The sequence below is a fragment of the Pedobacter sp. GQ55 genome (genome assembly GCF_059758925.1).
The window spans coordinates 87793-112855 of the sequence record NZ_JCAXEI010000013.1 but is presented as its reverse complement, the minus strand read 5'-3'; the positions used below and the strand labels follow the sequence as shown (position 1 = coordinate 112855).

The 25063-nt window shown below is 38.9% G+C and carries 23 protein-coding genes; 8 read left to right on the top strand and 15 right to left on the bottom strand.

Features of this window, described 5'->3' with window-relative positions:
* Nucleotides 1–6: 6 nt before the first annotated feature.
* The 4 genes from AC6CH7_RS23770 to gatB all read right to left on the bottom strand — a co-directional run bounded on the left by AC6CH7_RS23770 (nucleotide 7) and on the right by gatB (nucleotide 4216).
* A complete protein-coding gene (locus AC6CH7_RS23770; RefSeq protein WP_048906106.1) occupies nucleotides 7–729 on the bottom strand; it encodes an RluA family pseudouridine synthase in 723 nt (240 codons plus the stop codon).
* 110 nt (nucleotides 730–839) lie between these two features.
* Nucleotides 840–1529, bottom strand: coding sequence for a response regulator transcription factor (locus AC6CH7_RS23765; protein WP_048906107.1), 690 nt, complete (start codon nucleotides 1527–1529; stop codon nucleotides 840–842).
* 105 nt (nucleotides 1530–1634) lie between these two features.
* Nucleotides 1635–2744: a redoxin domain-containing protein gene (locus tag AC6CH7_RS23760; RefSeq protein WP_498265076.1), complete on the bottom strand. Its 1110-nt coding sequence runs from the start codon at nucleotides 2742–2744 to the stop codon at nucleotides 1635–1637.
* Nucleotides 2745–2752: 8 nt separating this feature from the next.
* Nucleotides 2753–4216, bottom strand: coding sequence for an Asp-tRNA(Asn)/Glu-tRNA(Gln) amidotransferase subunit GatB (gene gatB / locus AC6CH7_RS23755; protein WP_498265075.1), 1464 nt, complete (start codon nucleotides 4214–4216; stop codon nucleotides 2753–2755).
* Nucleotides 4217–4364: 148 nt separating this feature from the next.
* Here gatB and AC6CH7_RS23750 point away from each other — a divergent pair, with 148 nt between their 5' ends.
* Complete coding sequence (locus tag AC6CH7_RS23750) at nucleotides 4365–4892, top strand: hypothetical protein (protein WP_498265074.1); 528 nt, start codon at nucleotides 4365–4367, stop codon at nucleotides 4890–4892.
* Nucleotides 4893–5392: 500 nt separating this feature from the next.
* On the opposite strand, the gene AC6CH7_RS23745 is transcribed toward AC6CH7_RS23750, so the two are convergent.
* From AC6CH7_RS23745 to AC6CH7_RS23730, 4 genes are read right to left on the bottom strand one after another with little or no spacing between them, the layout of a single operon-like run.
* Entirely contained in the window at nucleotides 5393–6460 is a 1068-nt protein-coding gene (locus AC6CH7_RS23745; RefSeq protein ID WP_498265073.1) for a dipeptidase, read from the bottom strand.
* A 3-nt stretch (nucleotides 6461–6463) separates the two neighbouring features.
* Complete coding sequence (locus AC6CH7_RS23740; RefSeq protein WP_498265072.1) at nucleotides 6464–7597, bottom strand: D-TA family PLP-dependent enzyme; 1134 nt, start codon at nucleotides 7595–7597, stop codon at nucleotides 6464–6466.
* The gene (locus tag AC6CH7_RS23735) at nucleotides 7590–8063 is read right to left on the bottom strand and encodes a RidA family protein (RefSeq protein WP_498265071.1); all 474 of its coding nucleotides are present in this window, start codon (nucleotides 8061–8063) and stop codon (nucleotides 7590–7592) included. Before AC6CH7_RS23735 ends, AC6CH7_RS23740 begins: the two co-directional genes overlap by 8 nt.
* An 8-nt stretch (nucleotides 8064–8071) precedes the next feature.
* Nucleotides 8072–9385 carry a gluconate:H+ symporter gene (locus AC6CH7_RS23730; RefSeq protein ID WP_498265070.1) on the bottom strand — a complete coding sequence of 438 codons (1314 nt, stop codon included), beginning with the start codon at nucleotides 9383–9385 and terminating at the stop codon, nucleotides 8072–8074.
* A gap of 83 nt (nucleotides 9386–9468) precedes the next feature.
* Here AC6CH7_RS23730 and AC6CH7_RS23725 point away from each other — a divergent pair, with 83 nt between their 5' ends.
* A complete protein-coding gene (locus AC6CH7_RS23725; protein WP_498265069.1) occupies nucleotides 9469–10167 on the top strand; it encodes a 3-keto-disaccharide hydrolase in 699 nt (232 codons plus the stop codon).
* A 194-nt stretch (nucleotides 10168–10361) separates the two neighbouring features.
* Here the strand turns inward: AC6CH7_RS23725 and alaS are convergent, their stop codons facing one another.
* A complete protein-coding gene (gene alaS / locus AC6CH7_RS23720) occupies nucleotides 10362–13061 on the bottom strand; it encodes an alanine--tRNA ligase (protein WP_498265068.1) in 2700 nt (899 codons plus the stop codon).
* Between the two features lie 148 nt (nucleotides 13062–13209).
* Here alaS and AC6CH7_RS23715 point away from each other — a divergent pair, with 148 nt between their 5' ends.
* Nucleotides 13210–13545, top strand: a complete 336-nt coding sequence (locus AC6CH7_RS23715; RefSeq protein ID WP_048906117.1) for a MerR family transcriptional regulator — start codon at nucleotides 13210–13212, stop codon at nucleotides 13543–13545.
* A gap of 75 nt (nucleotides 13546–13620) precedes the next feature.
* Entirely contained in the window at nucleotides 13621–13839 is a 219-nt protein-coding gene (locus AC6CH7_RS23710; protein ID WP_498265067.1) for a hypothetical protein, read from the top strand.
* 230 nt (nucleotides 13840–14069) lie between these two features.
* On the opposite strand, the gene AC6CH7_RS23705 is transcribed toward AC6CH7_RS23710, so the two are convergent.
* Genes AC6CH7_RS23705 through AC6CH7_RS23695 form a run of 3 tightly spaced genes read right to left on the bottom strand, consistent with a single transcriptional unit; the run spans nucleotide 14070 to nucleotide 18606 of the window.
* Complete coding sequence (locus tag AC6CH7_RS23705) at nucleotides 14070–15758, bottom strand: sodium/sugar symporter (protein ID WP_294875237.1); 1689 nt, start codon at nucleotides 15756–15758, stop codon at nucleotides 14070–14072.
* A gap of 22 nt (nucleotides 15759–15780) precedes the next feature.
* Entirely contained in the window at nucleotides 15781–17109 is a 1329-nt protein-coding gene (gene xylA, locus AC6CH7_RS23700) for a xylose isomerase (protein ID WP_498265066.1), read from the bottom strand.
* Between the two features lie 9 nt (nucleotides 17110–17118).
* Nucleotides 17119–18606 (bottom strand): xylulokinase, encoded by a 1488-nt coding sequence (locus AC6CH7_RS23695; RefSeq protein WP_498265065.1) that lies wholly within the window; start codon nucleotides 18604–18606, stop codon nucleotides 17119–17121.
* Nucleotides 18607–18855: 249 nt separating this feature from the next.
* Here AC6CH7_RS23695 and AC6CH7_RS23690 point away from each other — a divergent pair, with 249 nt between their 5' ends.
* On the top strand, nucleotides 18856–19896 hold the full coding sequence (locus AC6CH7_RS23690; RefSeq protein ID WP_498265064.1) for a LacI family DNA-binding transcriptional regulator: 1041 nt from the start codon (nucleotides 18856–18858) through the stop codon (nucleotides 19894–19896).
* 7 nt (nucleotides 19897–19903) lie between these two features.
* Here the strand turns inward: AC6CH7_RS23690 and AC6CH7_RS23685 are convergent, their stop codons facing one another.
* Nucleotides 19904–20368, bottom strand: coding sequence for a hypothetical protein (locus tag AC6CH7_RS23685; protein ID WP_498265063.1), 465 nt, complete (start codon nucleotides 20366–20368; stop codon nucleotides 19904–19906).
* Nucleotides 20369–20398: 30 nt separating this feature from the next.
* Between AC6CH7_RS23685 and AC6CH7_RS23680 the strand changes: the two genes are divergently transcribed.
* From AC6CH7_RS23680 to AC6CH7_RS23670, 3 genes are all read left to right on the top strand, one after another.
* Nucleotides 20399–20641, top strand: coding sequence for a hypothetical protein (locus AC6CH7_RS23680; protein WP_498265062.1), 243 nt, complete (start codon nucleotides 20399–20401; stop codon nucleotides 20639–20641).
* A 106-nt stretch (nucleotides 20642–20747) separates the two neighbouring features.
* Nucleotides 20748–21509, top strand: a complete 762-nt coding sequence (locus tag AC6CH7_RS23675; RefSeq protein WP_498265061.1) for a ThuA domain-containing protein — start codon at nucleotides 20748–20750, stop codon at nucleotides 21507–21509.
* Between the two features lie 39 nt (nucleotides 21510–21548).
* Nucleotides 21549–23765: a DUF7133 domain-containing protein gene (locus AC6CH7_RS23670; RefSeq protein ID WP_498265060.1), complete on the top strand. Its 2217-nt coding sequence runs from the start codon at nucleotides 21549–21551 to the stop codon at nucleotides 23763–23765.
* Nucleotides 23766–23828: 63 nt separating this feature from the next.
* Here the strand turns inward: AC6CH7_RS23670 and AC6CH7_RS23665 are convergent, their stop codons facing one another.
* Together AC6CH7_RS23665 and AC6CH7_RS23660 are read right to left on the bottom strand one after the other, a co-directional pair.
* Nucleotides 23829–24311 carry a transposase gene (locus tag AC6CH7_RS23665; protein WP_498265059.1) on the bottom strand — a complete coding sequence of 161 codons (483 nt, stop codon included), beginning with the start codon at nucleotides 24309–24311 and terminating at the stop codon, nucleotides 23829–23831.
* A 52-nt stretch (nucleotides 24312–24363) separates the two neighbouring features.
* Nucleotides 24364–25044 (bottom strand): transposase, encoded by a 681-nt coding sequence (locus AC6CH7_RS23660; protein WP_498265058.1) that lies wholly within the window; start codon nucleotides 25042–25044, stop codon nucleotides 24364–24366.
* Nucleotides 25045–25063 lie beyond the last annotated feature (19 nt).

Here is a 25063-nt window from a genome sequence, read left to right as displayed (position 1 = left end):
CACCTTTTAAGCGTCAAATTTATCTAGTAATTTAATTAACGTAGCAAAATCTTTTGGATATGGTGCATCAATTACAATATCCTTATCATCAAGGCCTTTAAATACCAGATGGCGGGCATGCAAAGCAAAACGTTTCATGATGGGTTGTTCCTCATCGTCCTTTGCAATGCGGTATCCTTTTTTCATTGCCGATAGATATACCGGCTTACCCTTATACATATGATCTCCAACAATTGCAGCACGCTGCGTGGCTAAATGTATACGAATCTGATGCATTCTACCCGTTATTGGTTTACACTCTACCAGAGTATAATGTCTGTAGTTTTTAATAGAATTAAAATATGTTTCCGCACGCTTACCTTCCTTACGGTCTATCGTTACACTCTTATTCCCATCATTTAAAATAGGAAGGTCTATAAACAAATCTTTAAAAGTAAACTGCCCATCAACAACAGCGTGGTATACTTTATTTACCTTACGCTTTTCAAATTGCATGGCTACAGAACGGTAAGCCTCAGGCGTTTTTGCAATAATAATTGCACCCGAAGTTTCTTTATCAAGACGATGGCAAACCTGCGCATCAGCACTATATTGTTTAGCAAGGCGTAAGATATTTACTTCACCCGAACCGCCACGCTCATCTAAAGAGGCAACAAAAGGTGGTTTATTTACAACGATATAATCATCGTTTTCGAATAGGATAATGTCTTTAAATGAAGGATATTTCAATTCAGTGTGTTTTTCAGAAGTAACTAGTGCATTCCAGCCTGTAAAGATATCAGTGAGCTAATTCGCTACAGGTAGCAAAAAGCCCAATGATCTTCCAGAATGCAAAAGTACTAAGAAAGTTCGAATTTATACCCCACTCCTTTTACAGTAGCAACATAAGTTTCGCCTAACTTCTCACGTAACTTGCGAATGTGTACATCAATTGTACGGTTGGTAACCACTACAGAATCTTCCCAAATATTCTTTAAAATAGATTCTCTGGTATATACCTTACCGGGTTTTGAGGCTAATAAATAAAGTAATTCAAACTCTTTTTTAGCTAAAATCACTTTTTTACCACTCTGAAAAACAAGGTACGCTTCTCTGTCAATCACCAAATCACCTATTTCAACCTTATTATCAGAAACTTCGTCCCCACTCGCATTTCTTCTTAATATCGCATTAATACGACTTACCAGTGCACGAGGCTTAATTGGCTTAGCTATATAATCATCTGCACCAACATTAAATCCTGCTATTTCTGAATACTCTTCACTTCGTGCTGTTAAAAACACCATGAAAGTATTTTTAAACTCAGGAATAGCCCTCATTAACCTGCATGCCTCAATACCATCCATCTTTGGCATCATGATATCCAGGATAATTAAATCAGGATGTACCTTCTTTGCAATCGTAATGCCTTCCTGACCATTATTGGCTAAGAATACCTGATATCCCTCTTTCTTTAAGTTATACTCAATTAACTCTAAAATATCTGGTTCATCATCAACAATAAGTATCTTCTGTTTTACGGTGCTCATAGCTTTAATTATTTGTTACGAAATTAGGTAATCAATTATAATATACCGTTAAACTCATGTTAACAAATTGTTAATACCATCATGTATATTAACATGAATTTAGGGTTAGCGTAAAGTTTTATTTAAAAATGCATCAAGCTCTTCCCCGCGAAGATTCTTTGCAACAATTGTCCCTTTTGGATCTATGATAAATGAGCTTGGAATAGCCTCTATTTGATACAATCTAACGGTTGAACCTTCAAAGTCACTTAATTCACTAGCATGATTCCAGGTTAGTTTGTCATCAGCAATGGCTTTTTTCCATGCCGCAGGATCTTTATCTAAAGAAACACCTAGTATGGTAAAATTCTTGTCTTTATAAGTATTGTAAGCTTTAACCACATTCGGATTTTCCTGTCTGCATGGCATACACCACGAGGCCCAAAAATCAAGCAATACATATTTTCCTTTAAAATCAGACAACTTAACTGGCTTTCCATCAATACCGGTTATGGTAAATTCTGGTGCAGTCTGACCAATTTGAACTGCCTTTAAGCTAGCCATTCTCTTTAAAAATTCAGTTACTGCAGCATTATCATTAAACTTACTTTTAATTTTATCAGAATAAGCCACCATTTCTTTCTCAAATTCCGAAGGATTTAACAAGTTTATGGCATAAAAGCCAGCTAACGATTCTGTATTCTCCTCAGCAAATTTCAATACCGCTTTATTAAGCCCTTCCATTTCTGCAGTATATTGAGGTCTCATTTGCTCCATAATAGCTTCTCTCTTATCTGGCTGGGCCGATACCGCTTCATCAAACTGAGTTTGTATAGCGGCAATTTTGGTCATATACTCATGCTTGGTGGTATTCAGTTCCTGTAGTTTATCTGCCTCAGCAGCACCAGAAGTAGTATAAGCTAACGATTTGTCGGCCAAATCAGCAGTAATTTTAATTTCATCGCCATTTTTTGCAATAATCATATACTCGTTATTGCCCGCAGAAATCCTAAAGAAATCTGCCCCTGGGGTAGAATGGGTAAATTTAAATTCTCCTTTTTCAGAAAACACAGTTGAATCTAATGGTAAAGCATTGTCTTTTTGCAAACCAAATAAGTAAACTTTGCTTTTTGGAGCAGCGTTTTTAAACTCCCCGTTAATTACAAACTTACTTTTATCCTTACATGCTGCAAACACGACACACAACACCAATACATACCCAATACGTTTCATCATAATATTTACTATTTTAATTTCACTTGTAACAATTCATTTATTTTTTGAGGATCTGCTTTCCCCTTGGCAAGTTTCATTACCTCACCTACAAAAAGCCCAAGCACACCTTTTTTTCCTTTTTTATAGGCTTGTACCTGCACTTCATATTTTGATAGAACCTGATCCACAAAACCAGCCAGTTCATCACTATTTTCTTCAATTAGCAAGCTATGTTCAGTAGCCAGTTTGTTTACATCGGCACCCTCATTACCAACAGTCAAAGGCAATAGCTGTTGTAATGCAATTTGTTGGGTGATCCTTTTATTGTCTACCAGGTTAATTACGTCTGCAAGTTGAACAGGGCTAACTTTAAATCCTGATATGGTGATCTCTTTTTCACTTAACAAAGCTCTGATAGATCCTGTAAGCCAGTTTACCAGACTCTTTGTATTTTTAACTATAGGCAACGCCGAATTAAAATAGGTAAGCAAGTCAATATCTTCAGCAAGCAATGTAGCTTCAGATGCGTTAACTCCATAATCCTTTACCAGCCTCTTAGAGATCTCTGCGGGCAGTTCAGGCATTGTAGCCTTTATCTGCTCCAGCCACTCATCAGAAATATGTATAGGTGGCAGATCCGGATCTGGAAAATACCTGTAATCATTGGCTTCTTCCTTGCTCCGCATTGGGGATGTGGTACCTTCTTCAGCATCAAAGTTCAATGTACTCTGTATAATCCTGCCTCCGGTAGTAACAACCTCTTTTTGTCTGTTAAACTCAAAATCCATAGCCCTACGTACATTTCTTATTGAGTTTAGGTTTTTCACCTCACAGCGCGTCCCAAATTCTGTAGCACCAACCTTACGGATAGAGATATTTGCATCACAACGCAAACTTCCTTCTTCCATATTGCCATCACTCACATTTAAATGACGAACCAATTTTCTCATCTCTGTTAGCAGAGCAGATGCTTCTTCTGAACTTCTGATATCCGGTTCTGTAACAATCTCTATTAATGGAACCCCTGCCCTGTTTAGGTCTACGTAAGAGTATTGATCACTCTGATCATGCATACTTTTACCGGCATCCTCTTCCAGGTGTATCCTGTTAATTCCGATGCGCTTTTCTTCACCATTACTTAGCGTTACATTCAGATAACCATTTTGACAGATTGGTCTGTTATCCTGAGTAATCTGATATCCTTTAGGCAGATCGGCATAGAAATAATTCTTTCTATCAAAAAAATTGAGCTGGTTAATGGTGCAGTTTAACGCCAATCCCATTCTAACGGCTTTAGCAACCACCTCTTTATTCAATTTAGGCAAAGCGCCTGGTAATGCCAGCGAAACAGCAGAGATATGCTCATTAGGTTTTGCTCCAAAAGAAGCACTATCTGATGAGAATATTTTTGTTTGTGTATTTAATTGTACGTGGATTTCTAAACCAGATACCAATTCGAATTCTGATGGAGAAACTGCAGTTTTCGTACTCATTTATATGCAATAATTAACTTTATTCAACATGTGTTTAAGATACAAATATAACCATTTATGCGTTATTAACACAGATTTGTAGCCAGAATTATACTTATGGCACAAACTTTGGTTTTAATACATCACACACAAATAATAAATCAATTCTATGAAAAAACTATTTTTATTGGCGATGCTTGGATTTGCATCAATAATAGCTGTAACAGCACCCGCAAAGGCGCAAGTAAACATTAGCGTAAACATTGGCTCACAGCCGCAATGGGGACCTAGAGGCTACGATTATGTAGATTACTATTACATGCCCGACATTGAGAGTTATTACTATGTACCAACCAGACAGTTTATTTACTTAAACGGAAATAGATGGGTTCATTCTCGTTCACTTCCACATAGATACAGGGGTTATAACTTATACTCTGGAAGAAAATATGTGATCAATTCACCAAGACCGTATCATAATCACAATGCTTATAGGGTTAAATATGGTAGACATGATAACTGGAAAGGCAATAAAAGACATTACACTGAAAGATATCGTGAAGATAGACACCATGATAATGGCAGAAGACAATACAGAGAAAGAGGTAATGACAGAAGACGTGACAACAGGCATTACGAAAACAAAAGGGAAAGAAGAGACCCTGGTATTGAAAGAATAATTAGGCCAAGAGGGTAGAAGCTTTCATCTCATAGCTTTCGTCGTCCTCAACGATAGGAGATCTCTTTAGGTGGCATAATCAAGAGATCTCCCCTATCGTTGAGGACGATGTGAGCTATTTCATGATGTCATTACCACTTTCCCCAATGCTGGGCGCTCATGATAACGGGTGTATTCAAACATTAAAATTACATTCAATTTTATTTATAATTATTTCAAATAAGATATATTTGTCTGAAGATAAACAGCGTTATGAATTGATATCTTATGGCTAATAAAACCACATCAGAAAAAAAAGCAGCAATCCTAAAATGGCTGAAAAAAGTCGGCGTTTGGGGATTTTTGTTTTTTCTGATAAAAGGCCTGATCTGGCTGGCCGTAGGGTATTGGGCCCTTAAATAAATAAACGGTGACTTTCAGACGACTTATTGAACGACTCTGACCGACCTTTACCATTAAAACGGCCTTTTAAAGTGGTTTAAAGGTTAACATATAGGCGAAGATGTTATAGACCCCAATTACCAGGCTTTTCGCAAAAATCTTAACCAGTTTCCTCTCATCAGATTTTCAATATCCACGTTCGAATATCCTCTGGCCTTAAACAATGTAGGTATCTTTTGAAGATCAGCGATAGTCTCCAAATCATAAGGACACTGCTCCTTCCCAAATGCTCCATCAAGGTCTGAACCAATTCCAACATGATGCGTATTTCCTGCTAACTGACAAATATGGTCTATATGATCAATCATCACATCCAGATTGCAATTCATACTCTTTGGGGTAGACTTACCACGTACCCAGTTAGGCACCATCATCCAGGCATCCAGAGCCCCGCCAATAACTGCGCCGCGTTCTATTAACGCCTTAATTTGATCATCACTAAACTGACGGTTATGGTTCACAAGCGCTCTGCAATTGTTGTGCGACGCCCAAACATGGCCGTTAAAATGGTCAAGAGCTTCCCAAAAACTATCGTCGCATAAATGAGTGGCATCTAAAATAATGTTCAATCGCTCCATTTCCTTAAGCAACTCATGACCTTTTGGCCCCATAAATCCACTGGCATCAGTTCCCTGAGCATATCTCCCAGGACCATAATGAGCTGGACCAACAGCCCTTAAACCATTTTGATAAGCTTTTTCTAAATGCCCTATGGTTACAATAGAATCAGCACCTTCAAGACTTAGAATATAGCCAATTGGTTTTTCAGCATCCGGGGTATCAGCAGCCCATAAAGCAAGGTGCTTTTCCAAACCGGCCAAATCGGTAATCTGAACCATCTCCCCTGCCTCTTCCATAGCTTTATACCATGCAAGCTGACCTTGAGTTTGCGCCCAAGCCTGCGCGGGCGAGTGCCATCCAGGCAATTTATTCCCTGGTGCTACAAATCGGGCAATCTGGGTAGCTACAACGAGTCCGATTTTACCTTTTCTAAGTTCGGGTAACGAGACAACTGCTTTTGCCCTATCCGGCTTATCAGTTAATCCCTCCTCCCTTGCATTGATCGAAGAAACAGGCAAAGTCAAATCACGATTCCACTCCAAGGCATTCATGCTTAAATCCAAATGTGCATCAATTGTAAACATAGGTTATATATTAATTTTTCTATTTCTTGAAACAATGGCCCATTCGCCGGTAATTTTATAGTCTATAACCGTTGCTGCACGGTCGTATAAGGCAACAGTTGGACAAATATGAATTGGCAATCCATACAAAACATCTCCTATTTTAAAACCATGACCATTAGCCATTTCCAATACCAGATGCTCTTCGCTCTGACTTATTATTTTGGCATCCGGAGCATTCAAAAATGACACCCTTTTAGTAAGCTCATTTTCTGCAGCTACAGCTTTATGCCCTAAATCCAGACTTACTTTAGTTTCATCCGGTAAAGAGATTACGCGACTTATAAGCACCGCCGCAATTGAATACTCCTGCTCTTCAAAAGAGTTCTGATACCCTTTATCCCATAGAATGAACGTGCCTGGGCTACATTCTACCTCAGGTTGCTCCGCATAAAAAGGATAAGTTGGTGTACCACCACCTACAATAACCGGCACAGGCAAACCATTGGCTGTAATGCCATCTTTCAAGCTTTTAATTAAATTCCAGCCAACCTGCCATTTTTCTCTTCTTTGCGATAACGAAACATCATGGATATGACCATCATAGCCATGCAAACCTATAGCATTTATTCCTTTCGAAATATGCATTTTCTGGTAAAGTGCCAGAGCCTTTTCGTTGGGCAAAATACCTGTTCGGTTCATCCCTAAATTCAGATCCAGAAACAAATTGATTTCCAAACCTGATGCAACTGCAGCTTTCGAAAGTTCATTTAATGATTGCTCATTATCAATGAGACATGAAAATTGTGTTAGCGGAAAAGCTTTTATAAGCGAGACATATCTTTTAACTTTTGGGCCAACAGGCTGATAGGCCAGCAGAACATCGGCAGCACCACAAGCAGCTAACATCTCTGCCTCTGCAATGGTAGCGCATTTAAACTTAGCTATTCCTGCATTTATCATTAACAAGGTGACCTCGCTGGATTTATGCGTTTTTACATGAGGTCGCAATCTGCTAACCGAATCAATGCTGGCTTTTAAAAGAGTTATGTTATCTGCAATACGATCGGGATAAAAGACCAATGCCGGAGAATCGAGTTCACTCACATTGTCAATCTCGAACCAATACCGGTTTGTTAGTTTTTTAGGGTTATTCATGAAGTTCGAATAAAGCTTCAATCTCTACAGGGATATTATCAGGCAACGATCCAAAACCTACTGCACTTCTGGTACCAATGCCGTTTTCTTCTCCCCAAACCTGGGCAAAAAGTTCGCTGCAACCATTAATTACAAAGGGATGTTTTTCGAAATCTGGGGTGCAGTTTACCATCCCTAAAACTTTGATTACTCTTTTTACACGGTTTAAGCTGCCTAAATTTGTTTTTATGGTTGATAACATGGTTAATCCAACTTGTCTAGCAGCAAGTTTACCTTCTTCTTTATCAAACTCGACACCCACACGTCCAATTATCAAGCTTTTATCATCTCTAACAGGCCCATGACCAGATAAATAAAGATACTTGCCATCAATTAAAAAAGGCTTATAAACACCCAAAGGCGTTGGCGCCGGAGGCAATGTTAATCCTAATTTTTCAAACTGTTCATCTGCATTAAAAGTTCCCATATCTATATTTAAATAAGTTGATTTAATAAAAGTACACCCGCCAACCCCACAATTCCTACTATTGATTCCATTACGGCCCACGATTTAAAAGTATCCTTCATACTTAAGTTAAAGTACTCTTTAAACATCCAGAATCCGGAATCGTTTACGTGCGAGAACATTAAACTGCCTGCACCTACTGCCAAAACCATTAAGTTAGGGTCTGTGTTAGATGACACCATCAAAGGTAAAATAATCCCGGCAGTTGTCAAGCCTGCTACCGTTGCAGAACCTACACAAAAACGAATAATTGCGGCAATTAACCAGCCCAAAAATAAAGGCTGCATATCCATATCTTTTAAAAGCACTGCTATTTGTCCGCTTACCCCACTATCTACCAAAACTTGCTTTAATGCTCCAGATCCACCAATAATTAGCAGTATCATGGCGACATCTTTAATCGCTTCGCCATAAATATTCATGATGTCTCCCATTTTCTTGCCCTGAAAAATACCTAGCGAAAATGTTGCAACAAACAATGCAACAAGCATAGCGATTGTCGGGCTGCCTGCAAAGGCAAAGAAACTGGACACAGCTGGATTCTGATTTTCTGAAAACGTAAATACCGTAGCACCTATTAAAAGCAAAACAGGCAGTAAGGCCGTAAAAAAACTATTAAATGCGCCCGGCAATTCTTCTTCAGGCATATCGGCAGGAACAAAAGCTGCCAAAGGTTTTGAGGGTATGGCTTTAAGCGTTCTCGAAAACAATGGCCCTCCTATAATGATGGCGGGTACGGCCACAATTAATCCATACAATAACGTTAAACCCATATTGGCCTTAAACTGAATAACCAGGGCCGATGGTGAAGGGTGCGGTGGTAAAAACCCGTGAGTAACTGATAATGCAGCAAGCATTGGCAAACCGATGTATATAACAGGCAGCTTATACTTGTAAACAATAGAAAAAATCAGTGGGACCATTAACACAAAACCTATCCCGTAAAACAATGGAATACCGATTAGGAACCCGGTAGTAACTACTCCCCATTGTATATATTTCTCTCCGCAAAAATTCATCATAGATGATGCAATTCTTTGCGCTGCGCCACTTTGGGCCACAAGTTTACCCAACATGGCCCCCACAGTAATGATTACTACCAACGAGCCTAAAACATCTCCAATTCCCTTTTCGACAGAGGCTGTAACTTTATTAAGTGGAATACCCAGTAAAATACCGGCAAGTATAGATACAATTAGAAATGCAACAAATGCATTGACCTTAAATGCTGAAACTAAAACAATCAGAAATAGGATACACAATAGGACGATTAGGATGGTCATACTTTCTTATTTTATTTGGAAAACACAAAATAGAAAAAAAAGCGAGTTGCTAAAAGTATTTCTATATTAGTATTACAATAAACATGAAAAAAAACCTAACCAAATCACTTTTGGCGCTGGCCTTAATTTTAAGCTCAGCTGCCTCATTTGCTCAATCAAAGAGCTTATTTAATGGCAAAGACCTAACCGGATGGCATGCCGATGTTCCTGAAATGGACAAAGATTCCAATGCCCGGATGCCTTTTATTATTCGCAATGGCTTATTGGTAAGTTTGGGAACTCCCGGAGGTCACCTGATTACCGATGCTACTTATAAAAATTACCGTTTGGAAGTACAATATCGTTTTGCCGCCAAACCGGGCAATTGTGGCGTACTTGTACATGCCTCTACACCGAGGGCACTTTACGATATGTTCCCAAAATCGATAGAAGTACAAATGCAGCATACCATGGCCGGCGATTTTTGGTGCATCCAGGAAGACATTACTGTCCCTGATATGGAAACAAGACGCGGTCCAAAAGAAAACTGGGGCGTTAACGGCGATAAGCTTAGAAGAATTAAAAGACTGGTTCAGGATGTTGAAAAGCCTGTAGGTGAATGGAATAAAATGGTTATCGAATGTTTGGGTGATCAGGTAAAAGTATGGGTTAATGACGTTTTTGTAAACCATGGAACCAATTGCACTGTGAGTGGCGGCAATATTGCATTGCAGGCAGAGGGTTCTGAAGTTGAGTTTAGAAAAGTGGTACTGGAGCCGATTAAAAAATTAACGGTAAAATAACCCTTCTACGCTAAGACTGAAATCTTTTGCCCGCTTCGCTAAATGGGCAAAAATTTCCCAGGCCTTTTCGCAGAAAGTCGATTCTAAGTAAAGCGAGTGAACTAAAACTGTCGATCCAAAGCGAGCATTCTAAGTAAATGTTCTAGAGCCCTCGTCATCTCTCCTATCATCGAGATGACGAGGGTTTTAAATAACTAACTGATCAATGATTCAGCTTTAATTAAAACAGCAGCTAGACCGTCTTTATTCTTTCCTCCGGCAGTAGCGTAGAAAGGCTGTCCGCCGCCGCCGCCTTGTATATGTTTTGCTAATTCTCTAACTATATTAGAAGCATTAAGGCCCTTATCTTTAACCAAATTCTCCGATAGCATTACAGTAATTCCCGGTTTATCATCAATTAAGGTAGTAAACACAAGGAACAGATCATCAACCAAATCCTTAACTGAAAATGCTAAGTTTTTAACTGCTTCGGCATTTGGCAAATCAACATGAGTTGCGATCAGATTAATTCCATTAATGGTCTTAAGGTGATGTACAATTTCATGCTTAAGATTTGCAGCTTGTTCACCTACGGCCTTATCAGCATCCTTTTTAAGCTTTGCGTTTTCTTCGATAAGTGCAGCAACAGCAGCTTTAAGGTCCTTATTTCCTTTTAATAATGATCTAAGCTCATTTAACTCTTTATTCTGGTCCAAAATAAATGCCTCAGCCTTATCTGCTGTAATTGCCTCTATTCTCCTTACACCGGCAGCAACAGCACTTTCAGATGTGATTTTAAAATAACCGATCTGGCCTGTTGCCTGTACATGCGTACCACCACAAAGCTCTTTAGAATAGTGATCATCAAAAGTGATGATGCGTACTAAATCTCCATACTTCTCACCAAATAAAGCAGTTACCCCGCTCGAAATGGCCTGATCATATGGAACGTATCTTTGCTCCTTTAAAGGAATATTTTCTCTTACTTTCTGATTAACCAGGTGTTCAATCTGCGCCAATTCCTCATCAGTAACTTTTGCAAAATGCGAAAAGTCGAAACGTAGGTAATCAGGGTTCACCAGCGAACCTTTTTGATTCACGTGCGATCCTAATACTTTCTTCAACGCAGCATGCAACAAATGCGTAGCACTGTGGTTATCCTGAGATAGTAAACGTTTATCCTCATCAATAACAGCCCAAAACTGACCGTCAAGATCTTCAGGTAAAGTATCAGCATAATGGACAATTACCCCGTTTTCTTTCTTGGTATCGGTTATTTCAACAAAGAAAAGACGACTATGATCTTCTAAACGACCTGTATCACCTACTTGCCCGCCACTTTCAGCATAAAAAGGTGTTTTACTCAACACAATCTGATATTGATCCTTACCTTTTGCACTAACCTTACGGTACTTTACAATCTCAGTTTCAGCCTCAGAATCGTCATATCCCACAAATTCAACCTCAAGATCAGGATTTACCAAAACCCAATCGCCGGTATCAACCGCAGTAGCTGCACGAGAACGCTCTTTTTGCTTTAAAAGCGCCTTGTTATATTCTTCCATATCAACAGTCCAGCGTTGTTCTCTGGCCATCAATTCAGTTAAATCTATCGGAAATCCGTAGGTGTCATTAAGCTCAAAAGCAAACTCACCTGAAATTACCATCTGGTCTTTCAATATGCTGTGAACCCATGGATCATCAAATCTCTTTTCAAGCTCAATAGCATTCTCTGCCATTAATACTTCGCCTTGCTTTTTAGTATAATTATCAAAGCGTTGGATACCTGTAGCTAAAGTTCTTAAAAAAGAAATCTCTTCTTCTAAAACCACCTTCTGTACAAAATCCTGCTGCATCGAAAGCTCATCAAAAACGCCTTTAAATTGCTCAGCCAACACAGGCACCAGCTGATTTAAAAACGGATCTTTAAGGTTAAGGAAAGTATATGCATACCTCACTGCGCGACGCAAAATACGGCGGATCACATAGCCGGCTTTATTATTAGAAGGCAATTGCCCATCGGCAATTACAAATGAAATGGCACGAATATGATCAGCCATCACACGCATAGCGATATCCGTTTTTTCATCTACACCATAATCAATCCCCGCATGCTTGGCTATGAATTGAATTAAGGGTTGAAAAACATCGGTATCATAGTTTGAAGATTTCTCTTGCAATACACGAACTAAACGCTCAAAACCCATCCCAGTATCTACATGTTGGGCTGGAAGCGGCTGCAATGAACCATCTTTTAAACGGTTAAACTGCATAAATACATTGTTCCATATCTCAATAACCTGAGCATGGTCGGCATTTACCAGTGATTTACCTTCAACAGCTTTACGCTCCTCGTCCGATCTGCAATCAACATGGATTTCAGAGCATGGACCACATGGGCCCGTATCGCCCATTTCCCAAAAATTGTCCTTTTTATTACCTAAAATAATACGGTCTTCAGGAACATATTGCTTCCAAAGCTCATAAGCCTCAGTATCCCTTGGCAAACCTTCTTTTTCGTCTCCTTCAAAAATGGAAACATATAATTTATCTTTTGGAATTTTATAAACCTCGGTCAACAGCTCCCAACTCCAGGCAATGGCTTCTTTCTTAAAATAATCGCCAAAGCTCCAGTTTCCAAGCATTTCGAACATGGTATGGTGGTAGGTATCTATCCCTACTTCTTCCAAATCATTATGTTTTCCAGATACGCGCAAACAACGTTGGGTATCAGTTACTCTTGGGTATTTTATTGGGGCCTCTCCTAAAAACAAATCTTTAAACTGATTCATTCCCGCATTAGTAAACATTAATGTGGGGTCGTTTTTAACTACAATAGGTGCCGATGAAACAATATGGTGTTGTTTTGATTCGAAAAATTTTAAGTATGCCTGTCTGATTTCCTTAGCTGTCATCCTTCTCTTGATTAGTGGAACAAACTTAGATAAAAAAATAACCTCTATCGAGGAAAATTAAAATTTTATTGTTGGATTCTACTAAAATCCCACTACATTTGAATACTTTAAATAAAAGCTATAAAACACTAATAATCAACACTAAAGTATGCCTTACAAAGAACGGGAAATTAATAAAATGTACTATACGATGGGTGAGGTAACCGAAATGTTTGGTGTAAATGCATCCCAAATCCGATTTTACGAAAAGGAATTTGACGTATTGCAACCTAAAAAAAACAAAAAAGGAAACCGTCTTTTTACTCCGGAAGATATTGAAAATTTAAAGATCATTTTTCATCTGGTAGAAGATAAAGGTTTCACTTTAAAGGGTGCAAAAGATCATCTAAAAAACAATACATCTGAGGTTAAAGAAAATCAAAAAATCATTGACTCGCTTGAGAAATTAAAAGATTTCTTACTGAAGTTGAACGACCAGATTTAATTATCGGCATTTATTTTCATTTATCCGCTTAATTATTTTTTATTTCGAAAATAATTAATGTGGTTAGACAAGTTTATGTCAGCCACAACTAGAATACTATGTACATTTCTTCTTGCCCTCTCCTTTTTTAAGGTAAACGCTCAGGGAGATTCGCCTATTAAGCATATTATTAAAAGTTTTGCCGAAAACTTATCAGACGACTATGACCTTTCTGAGTTAACTGAGTGCCTTACATATTACAGAAAGCACCCCATAGACCTCAATGGAACAAATCCGGAAGAACTCAAAATCTGATCTTTTTATCGCCCCTTCAAATCAGTAACTTTTTCAATCACCTTCATATCAGCGGTAAACTGATAGACATACTTGAACTTCAAGGCATTGATTTGTCAGTATAGCTCAAGATCAGTGTCTGTCGCTTACATCCCATCCACGTTCCTATGGATGGATTTTACGCTCCGGTTTATAAAAGAGGACGATAGGTAACCAGCCCACCGTCCTAACCTAAACTGGGTAAACCTAACTTACCAGTAAATTGTATATAGTGCTACAATCAGCCCGCAAACAATGATTGCACCAACTGTAAATGCCCTATTAGTTCTAAACATTTCTTTTTCTATTTCAAGTCCATTTGTTAGTACCCCTCTTCTGGTTTCTATGATGCTAATTACATACATCACGACAAGACAAATGATAAATACAAAACCCATGCGGTCTAGAAATGGTATTTCATAAAGCATACTCCCATCTCTCTGTTGCACCAACTTTGAAAAGCCTGTTGAACTGAGGAATTCCAGGTTCATAACATTTGGAAGGAATTTGAATATCACCGAAAGCGCAAAACCTCCAACTGTTGCAAATAACGCTGCATTTGAGGTTGTCTTTTTCCAGAAGAAACCAAGGATAAACATGGCAAAAATACCTGGCGAGAAAAATCCGGTATACTCCTGAATAAACTGAAAGCCACCTTTTTTATCGATACCAAGTAATGGAGAAATGATGATGGCCACAAGCATTGCAAGGATAACGGTAATCCGTCCAATTACTACCTGTTTGTCTTCATTCGCTGTTTTATTGATTACTTTCTTGTAAATATCAAGCGTAAAAATGGTTGCAATACTATTTGCTTTACCAGCAAGGGAAGCGACTACCGCAGCGGTTAATGCGGCAAACGACAATCCCTTTAGTCCGGCAGGAAGAAGATTTAAAAGCACAGGATAAGCACTATCTGGAGACACCTCTCCGCCTTGTATCATATCTGTTTTAAAATCACCATACCCTTCTTTGTACAATACAAACGCTGCAATACCTGGAAGTACCACGATAACCGGCATCAGTAATTTTAAGAAAGATGCAAAAAGAAGCCCATTTCTTGCTGTTTTAAGATCAGCTCCAAGTGCTCTCTGAGTGATGTACTGATTGCAACCCCAATAGTTAAGGTTTACAATCCACATACCACCAATTAATACAGTTAAGCCCGGCAAATCGAGATAATTCTCATTATCTTTCTTAAAGATCATGTGAAAATGCTCTTCCGCGTGGACCTTTAACAGACTAAAACCTTTCATTACCCCACTTGAACCGAAATGCGTAGCGACCAGTTCTAATGCCAGATAGGTAGTTGCTAAACCACCCAGGATAAGAAAAAACACCTGAATTACATCTGTATAACCAATTACTTTCATTCCACCAAGTGTAATGATGATGGAGAAAATAGCCAGCAGATACATACACGCCGTAAGGTTAATTCCTGATATGCTGTGGATTGCCAGAGCCCCTAAATAAAGTATAGAGGTTAAGTTTACTACTACATATAGTAACAACCAGAAAATGGCCATGATCATTGCTACAGTACCATTGTAACGCTGATTTAAGAACTGCGGCATGGTGTATATCTTATTTTTAAGGTATACCGGTATAAAAAATACCGCCACAATTATCAAGGTAACAGCTGCCATCCATTCATAGGTAGCAATTGCCAGTCCCATCTTAAATCCTGATCCGCTCATTCCAATAAACTGCTCTGCAGAAATATTGGAGGCAATAAGGGAAGCCCCTATTGCCCACCAGGTAAGTGAGTCTTTGGCCAAAAAGAAATCTTTAGAGTTCTCCTTATGAGCCTTTTTTTGTCTATAAACCCACCATCCGTAAAACGCAACGATCAGAAAATAAATCAGGAAAACTGCATAGTCTAATGCGCCCAGTGTTTTCATAAATTCCGGTTAATGGCTGAATTTAAATGTGTCTGTTGATTAAGTTTTCAAGGAATTCTTGTCTGCCGCTTAGTGTTTGTGGTTCGCCATTCTGGATTGCATAATCGCGTAAGTCTTCAAGACTTAAATTACCATTTTCAAATTCTTTTCCCTTACCGTTATCGAAAGATGCATATCTTTCTGTTCTGATTTTTTTATAGTCAGAGTTTTGAAGGATATCATCAGCAACGATAAGTGCGCGGGCAAACATATCCATACCACCAATATGTGCATAGAACAAATCCGCCTGATCAGTTGAATTTCTACGGATTTTGGCATCAAAGTTTATTCCACCACGACTAAAGCCACCTGCCTCAAGAATGATCAGCATAGACTCTACCAATTCGTTAATGTTATTTGGGAATTGATCTGTATCCCAGCCATTTTGATAATCTCCACGGTTTGCATCAATAGATCCAAGAAGACCTGCATCTGCAGCTACTTGTAATTCGTGCTGGAAGGTATGACCGGCAAGGGTTGCATGGTTTACTTCAAGGTTTAATTTAAAATCGCCTAGAAGATCATATTTTTGAAGGAAACCGAAAACCGTTGCTGCATCATAATCGTATTGATGTTTAGTAGGCTCACATGGTTTTGGTTCAATTAAGAACGTACCTTTAAATCCATTCTTTCTGGCATAATCTTTTGCGGTATGCAGGAAACGTGCAAGATGTTCCTGCTCTCTCTTCATGTCGGTATTTAATAGCGACATATATCCTTCGCGACCACCCCAGAACACATAATTCTCCCCACCTAATGCAATAGTTGCATCAAGGGCGGCTTTTACCTGGGCAGCACCGTGCGTTAGTACGTGAAAATCAGGATTTGTTGCCGCACCGTTCATATATCTTCTGTGCGAGAACAAATTTGCAGTACCCCATAATAATTTTACGCCTGTTTCGTCTTGTTTCTGACGAGCATAATCTACCAAAGCCTGCAGTCTTCTTTCGTTTTCTTTGATGTCGTTACCGTAATCTACCATATCTACATCATGGAAGCAGTAATATGGGATATTTAGTTTGGTTAAAAACTCAAATGCTGCATCCATTTTATCTTTAGCACGTTCTACAGGATCGCTTTTTTGGTTCCACGGAAAAATGTGGCTTGCTTCGCCAAAAGGATCGGCACCGTTACCACAGAATGAATGCCAGTAAGCGCCGGCAAAACGAAGGTGATCTTTAAGTGTTTTCCCAGCGACAATCCTTTCAGGATCATACCATTTAAATGCCAGAGGATTGTCGCTTTCACGTCCCTCAAAGTTAACCTTACCGATATTTTTAAAAAATTCGTTATTCAAAGTGTTTACGCTCATGTTGATTTTCTATTTATTTAATGATTCTAATTGTTGTTCAAGAAGTTTTTTCCAGGTTTGATATTCATCCTCTAGTGTTTCATTTGTTGGTTCTACCAGCTTAACAGGCTTTTTATTGCTAAATGCTTCGCTAACAGTTTTAAAGATGTTTGCACCAATACCAGCCCCTACAGCAGCACCATAACTACCGTCGTTTTCATAAAGTTCTACCGGCACACCTGTTACGTTTACAAAGGTTTGAGAGAAAATATCACTCATAAAAAGATTTGACCTGCCTGCTCTGATTACTGATGGCTGCATTCCGTTTTCTCTAAGGATATCTAATCCATAACGGAATGAGAATGCAATTCCTTCTTGTACTGCGCGGAATATATGTGCCTGTGTATGCAGGTTAAGGTCTATTTGTTGTAAATGTGCGCCTACAAGTTTATTATTTAGCATGCGCTCTGCGCCATTGCCAAAAGGAAGAACATAGAGTCCGTTGCTTCCGGCAGCGATTTTACTTGCTGCATTATTCATGGCAACGTAGTCTATTGACGACCCCATTAAGCTTTTAGCCCATCGGTTCATACTTCCTGTACCGTTGATGCAAAGCAAAACGCCTAAACGTTGATCCTGAGCGGTGTGATTTACGTGCGCAAATGTATTTACACGTGATTGTTTATCGTAAAGTAACTGGTCAGTAACGCCATAAATAACACCTGATGTTCCTGCTGTTGCCGCTACTTCTCCTGGTTGCGTTACATTTAATGAAAGGGCATTGTTTGGCTGATCTCCTGCTTTATAAGCAACTGGAATACCTGCCTTTAAACCTAGCTTTTCGGCAATCGATTTCTTTACCCGTCCATGTTCACAAAACACAGGTTTTATCTCAGGAATAATGCTTGAAGAAAAACCAAACTGGCTCATAATATCAGTAGAAATTCCGTTGGCTTTAAAGTCCCAAAGTATTCCTTCTGATAAGGCAGAATTACTGGTAGTAACCTCTCCGGTAAGTTTCATCGCAATAAAATCTCCAGGCAGCATCATCTTTGATACTTTACTATAGGTTTCGGGTTCGTTCTTTTTAACCCAGGCCAGTTTTGAGGCGGTAAAATTACCAGGCGAGTTAAGCATACGGCTCAAAACCTGTTCTTTTCCTAAAGCGTTAAATGCTTCTTCTCCGGTTTCTACAGCTCTGCTGTCGCACCATATAATACTGTTTCTCAGGCTGTTTTGCGCTTCATCTACAATAACAAGCCCATGCATCTGATAAGCTATACCAATGGCCGAAATGTCTAACGGATTGTATTTGCCCTTACTGTTACAGTTTAGTATGGCTTGCTGAACATGTTCCCACCACATATCTGGTGACTGCTCTGCCCAACCTGATTTGAGGGAAATAATCTCCGATTCACTGTCCGGATATTGTGCACTTGCAAGAATGTCGCCGGACGCAACATCAACCACCGAAACTTTGACAGATGATGTTCCTACATCAATACCTAATAGCAGCATGTTTTCTTTATATATTTGGGTTGAATTAAAATATTAGTATTTGATAAAACGAAATTAGTAAAATATTTAATTTAAGCAATCGATTGCGATAAAAATATTTTATCATATTTACTCGATTAATAAATTGTAGTATTGCATAGGGTCGGTATGGATGTTGCACCCCGTCGTCTCTCCTATTGTCGAAATGACGGAAGCTGGGAAAAAGAGCAATGAACAAACAATTAACCAAATAAAAAACAAGATATACTGATGAAAAATCAGAAAAGGACAACGATTTATGATATTGCAAAGAAGCTGAATTTAAATGCTTCTTCTGTTTCCAGGGCTTTAAGTAATAACAGCAATGTTAGTGAAGCAACCCGGAAACTAATTTTAGATACCGCCAAGGAATTAAATTACAAACAAAATAGCCTGGCATCAAACCTAAGGAAAGGCCATAACCAGACCATTGGGGTTATTGTTCCGCGCATCAATCAAAATTACTTTGCTGATGTGATTGCCGGTATCGAGGAGGTTACCTATCAAAAAGGTTATAACCTGGTAATTTGCCAATCAAACGAATCTTCTGCAAGAGAGGTTAAATGTGTAAACACCTTAATTAATCAGCATGTGAGTTGTATCGTAATTTCCCTTAGTGCTGATTTTGAAGATGACAAACACCTTCAAACCATTAAGGAACATGGTATTCCGCTGATCCAGTTTGACAGGGTAGCAGAACATCTGGACACTTTTAAAGTATTGAACGATAACGAGCAAGCTTCTATAGACGCAGTAAGTCATTTAATTGAGCAGGGTTATAAAAGAATTGCACTTCTTGAAGGCCCGCAAAATCTGAATATTTTCAGACAAAGGAAAGCAGGTTATCTTGCTGCCTTAAAAAAATACAACGTCTCGGTGTTACCAGAGCTAATTAAGGAAAATGCGTGGACAAAAGAACTGGGAGCTGAATCAACTAAAGAATTACTAAATCTTGCTGAACCGCCCGATGCAATATTTGCTTCTACTTCCGATTTCTCCGCTCTGGGTGTTTTGGAAGTAGCCACTAAGATGGGATTAAAGGTTCCTGAGGAACTAGGTATTTGCGGTTATTCAAATGAGGCCTTTACTGAAATAACCAGTCCTTCTATTACGACAATAGACCAGTACAGTGTTAGCATGGGCAAAACAATTGCAAATCTATATTTTCAGGAAATAGAATCTTCAGAAAAAGACAGTAACCCTAAGATTGTAAGTATAAAACCAAAACTGATTGTTCGGTCGTCAACACTGAGAAACAAAACCGAAGATTAATTAAGGTTTACTCAAGTATTTCCTGAAAACTATGTTTAAACTCTTCGCCATATATAGCCTTATACTCTTTGTTAAAGGTTTCAAATTTAGTTTTGGCCAATGAGTGCTTTCCTAAATGAACCAGAGCTTTGCATTTTATGATCATCGCTTCTTCATTTACCGGATCAAAATAGAATACATAGTTGGCCAGATTGATCAGGAACTCTGGATCATCAGCAATTTTAATTGTAACTGCATAGTGTAAATAGGTATCTATGATCTCGTTTGAGAGGTCAGATTTAAAGGTATCTAACCAATCGTATTCTACGTTCGACAAGAAGCTTCCCTGGTGTATGATCTTAGTAAGCTCATTCACTTTTCGCTTATCCTTTTCCCCTTTACTGCTTACAATGTTCAGGTACTCACTATAATCTATTTTTACCTTGGTATCATCAAAGTCCATCTTCCAGTATCCGGTCGCCAGCGTGCCCATGGAGACTTTATGTGGCGCCAGTTCTATAACATGAGAAGAGTGGGTTGCCAGGGAATATACATCTCTATGTTTGACGAATACGATGAAGGAAACCAGATTGCGAAAACTGCTGAAAATTCGTCATTTATTCCTAAAGGATCATCATTTGTAACACTGGATGAGGACGGCACCGCCTGTTCATCAGATTATTATTTGAGGTTAACGGGCGATGGAGGGAAAATGTTTAAAGGGCAAATTGTACTTACAGCTGTGCGTCCAACTAGTCCAATGTAAGTTTTGTTAATGTTTCCCTAAAACTTGTCTCTTAAATAATACACTTTATCCGTTACTTAGAGAATTAAAATTCCTTTACCTTTAATACCATTAAAACAAAAAACAAATGAAAATTACGACTAGAAACAACTCTTTAGCAAAAGCATTAACAATGCTGTCATTAATATTGATCATGTTTAGTGCCTCATCAGCCTCTGCCAAGAAAAACCCAAGAATTCTTGTGTTCTGTAAAACAGCTGGGTTTCATCATGATGCAATTGCAGTAGGAACTACAGCTATTATTAAATTAGGAGCAGAAAATAATTTTGATGTTGATACCACAACCAATTCGGAGAAGTTCACAGCAGATAATTTAAAGAATTACAAGGCGGTAGTATTTTTTAATACTACCGGTGATGTATTAAATGATACGCAGCAAGCTGTTTTTGAGAAATACATTCAAGGTGGGGGAAACTTTGTAGGTGTACATGCTGCTACTGATACTGAGTACGACTGGCCTTGGTATGGCAAACTGGTAGGCGCTTATTTTGTTAGTCACCCAAGTCAACAAGAGGCTTCTTTAAATGTAACTAACCGCAACCATATCTCTACAAAACACCTTCCGGAAGTTTGGAAAAGAAAAGATGAATGGTATAATTTCAAATGGGTAGCCGACAGCTTAAATGTATTAATTTCTATTGATGAGAAAAGCTATGATGCCGGTAAAGGAAAAATGGGTGATAAACACCCAATGGCATGGTACCATGAATATGATGGTGGTCGCGCTTTCTACACTGAACTAGGTCATACGGATGAATCTTATGCTGATCCACTTTATCTTAAACATCTTTTAGGGGGGATCAAATATGCTTTGGGTGTGAAAAAATAAACACACCCTCAACCCAAAACACACAAAACCAAATACACAATGAAACCAAATAAACAATGGGTATTGGGCATGCTCGGCTTGTCCATGCTCGTTTATACTTGTAAAGTATCTCAAAATACTTTACAACGAGACGCCAATGGAAAGGTAATCGTAAACACCAACCCCTCTCCTGCTTATCTAACACCGCAGGAGAGTCTTAAAACCATCCATCTTCCTAAAGGGTACCACCTCGAACTTGTAGCCAGCGAGCCGATGATTCATGAGCCTGTAGCGATTGCCTGGGACGGAAATGGACGCATGTATGTTGCAGAGATGAATACCTATATGCAGGACGCTGAAGGTACAGATGAGATGAAACCGGTATGTACCATTAAAAGATTGGAAGATACCAATGGTGATGGGAAAATGGATAAATCGGTAGTTTTTCTTGATAAGTTACTACTTCCAAGAATGATCCTTCCACTTGATGATCGCCTTTTGGTTGCCGAAACTTTTGACAACAGTATTTATAGCTACCGTGATACCAATGGAGATGGCGTGGCCGATGAAAAGAAAATGGTTTTCAAAAATGAGTCTGAAAACAAAAGTAATCTGGAGCATCAGCGAAGCGGTTTAGTATGGAATCTCGACAATAAGATCTATGTAACTGTAGAAAACGTTCGTTATAAATTTGAGGATGGTGTATTAAAACCTGAGAATCAGCATGAAGGTTCAGGCGGTCAGTGGGGTCTTGCGAATGACAATTACGGCAGACTGTTTTTTTCATCAGCAGGTGGCGAAGCTCCTGCGGTAAACTTTCAACAAAATCCCTACTTTGGATATTTAGACCTTGGCGAACAGTATAATGATAAATTTCAGGATGTCTGGCCTGTAATTTCTACGCCAGATGTCCAGGGAGGTTTAGGCCGATTACGTCCAGACAGCACGCTAAACCATTTTACAGCTTGTACAGGTCAGTCTGTTTTCAGAGGCAATTCATTACCTGATGATCTGAAAGGAGATTTATTGATCTGTGAACCCGTAGGCAGACTCATCAGAAGAGCCAAGGTTACGAACACCAATGGTAAAATAACCCTAAAAAATGCGTACGAGAAAGAAGAATTCATTGCTTCTACAGACATGAACTTCAGACCTGTAAACAGTGTGACGGGCCCTGATGGATGTGTGTATATCGTAGACATGTACCGGGGAATTATTCAGGAAGGTAACTGGACAAGAAAGGGAACTTACCTGCGTAACCAGATTGATCAAAAGCAATTCGACAAAAATATTGGCCGAGGACGTATCTATAGATTGGTTCACGATGGTATTAAGCGGGATAAGACCGTCCCAAATATGCTAAGCCTTACCAGTGATAAATTGATTCCGTACCTTTCGCATCCTAACGGATGGTGGCGAGACAATGCTCAGAAACTTATAGTGGTTCGTGGAGATAAATCTGTTGTACCTGCATTAAAAGAACTGGCGTTAAACTCACCTGTGCAACTGGCACGTATTCACGCCCTGTGGACGATGAACGGTCTGGATGCTTTAGATAGATCTACCCTCTTAGCTGCATTGAAAGACAAAGATGCTGAGGTAAGAAAAACTGCATTATGGATTAGCGAGGAGCCAATAAGAAAACGAGATGAAAGTCTCGTATTGGCAGTTGGGGCCCTAAAAAATGATCTTAGTGCTGATGTTCGCTTACAACTTGGATTATCATTAAGGTTTAATAATTCTGATAAAGCACAACAAATCATAGCCGACATTATTAAGGATCATCCTGAAGACATAGTTCTTGCAGAGTCTCAGAAGAAATATCACAGACAAATAGAGGCTAAAGCTACTGCAGAAAAGAATTCAAAACTAATGGCTGCTGCTGATCAGAAATTAATAAACGATGGTGCATTAATTTTTAAACAGCTTTGCGTTACCTGTCATGGTGCAGAAGGTAAAGGTGTAATTAACGGTGGTAAAGATATGCCAGCTCCCCCACTGGCAGCGAGTAAAGATGTGAATGGCGATCCTGAAAAAATAATACGTATTTTACTTCACGGTTTATCAGGTCCGGTTAATGGTAAAACATATGCCGATGTGATGCCTGCCCTTGGAAGCAACAATGACGAATACATTGCGTCAGTAATCAGTTATATTCGTAATGATATTGGTAACAAAGCATCTACAGTAAAGGCTGCTGATGTTAAAAAAGTACGTGAGCAAACTGCCGGAAGAACCAAAAACTGGACATGGCAGGAATTGAACACATTGAAGTAATAAGAATTGAAATAAAAAAGAGGAAGATACCCCAGTCATGGTCGGAAGAAATTCCGACCATTTTCATGTTTTGAAAAATAAGCCAGGGTCTCCCCCACATTGGACAACTATTAATGCGATAGCAAGATCCCTTATTTCCATGGAGAACCGTCTTTTTGCTGTTTTGTAAGTCAATTTGTTTGCTTTTTTATATATCAGCACCAACATGGCTGCCATTAATGTCATGTACAACATTACCTGTATTCCGTTCTTATTCAAAGACACGAGGTGGCTCATATTGAGTTCCTGTTTTAGAAACCTAAAAAATACCTCTATATCCCAACGTCTCCTATATGCTTGAGCGATTTCCTTTGCAGACAGATCAAAATCATTGCTCAAAAACCAATATTTCTTGCCATCCGACTTGCTTTCCACAATAATAAGACGAAAGGGACTATCTACTAGTTCTTCTCTGAAATGTTTATCCCCCTTTTTGTTATTTACCGCTACACCAGTATACAATTGAACTTTAGAGTCCTTTAATAGATTGGATTCACCTAGATCCAAGTCTTGATTCTCCTTGATAAACGACTCCAGTTCAATGAATTTCTTATTTTCTTTAGCTGCAAATGAATGTTATTGCATTGGAACTAAATGTTTTCATATTTCTGATTGATTGCAAACCTCTATCCATCACATAAATGTTTTGATGATCGGTTTTTTTCTTCACATGCGCCATTACTGCTTCAGGCAGTGCAAGATCTTCACTGGCATAGCCTTTGGAGGTAAATACATTGGATTGACATGGTAATACTCCATCAAAGGCAATACTATATTTCACTGCTTTCTTACCACTTTTATTATCAAGCCCTTCGGTTAACTTACCAACCGTTTCACTAACCATTGAGCTATCAACACGGATAAGATTATATTTCTCTCTTTCGGTTAGGGAGTACAAACTGGAGAACTGATCGTAAATGCATTCATAGATCTGCTTAAAATAATCTGGATCTATTTTAGAAAGTCGCTCTGAAATGGAGCTTCTGCGTACCCGTTCATCCTCATCCAGATTAAAAAGTACCTTGAATACAGAATCATTGAAGGTATCCTCCAAAGTTCGTTGACTTAGTTTTTCATTATCCAAGATACCATACAACAGAAGATAGAATAGCTTATTACCATGAAGAACCTTCGCGTAATGATCGATCTTGGTCGTGAGGGATAAATTTGATATCAGCGCCTCAGGAATGTAGCCTAATAGATGTTTTGCACTGATAGTATGATCTTTAAATTTCGCCATATCTTATTGATTATCAGCA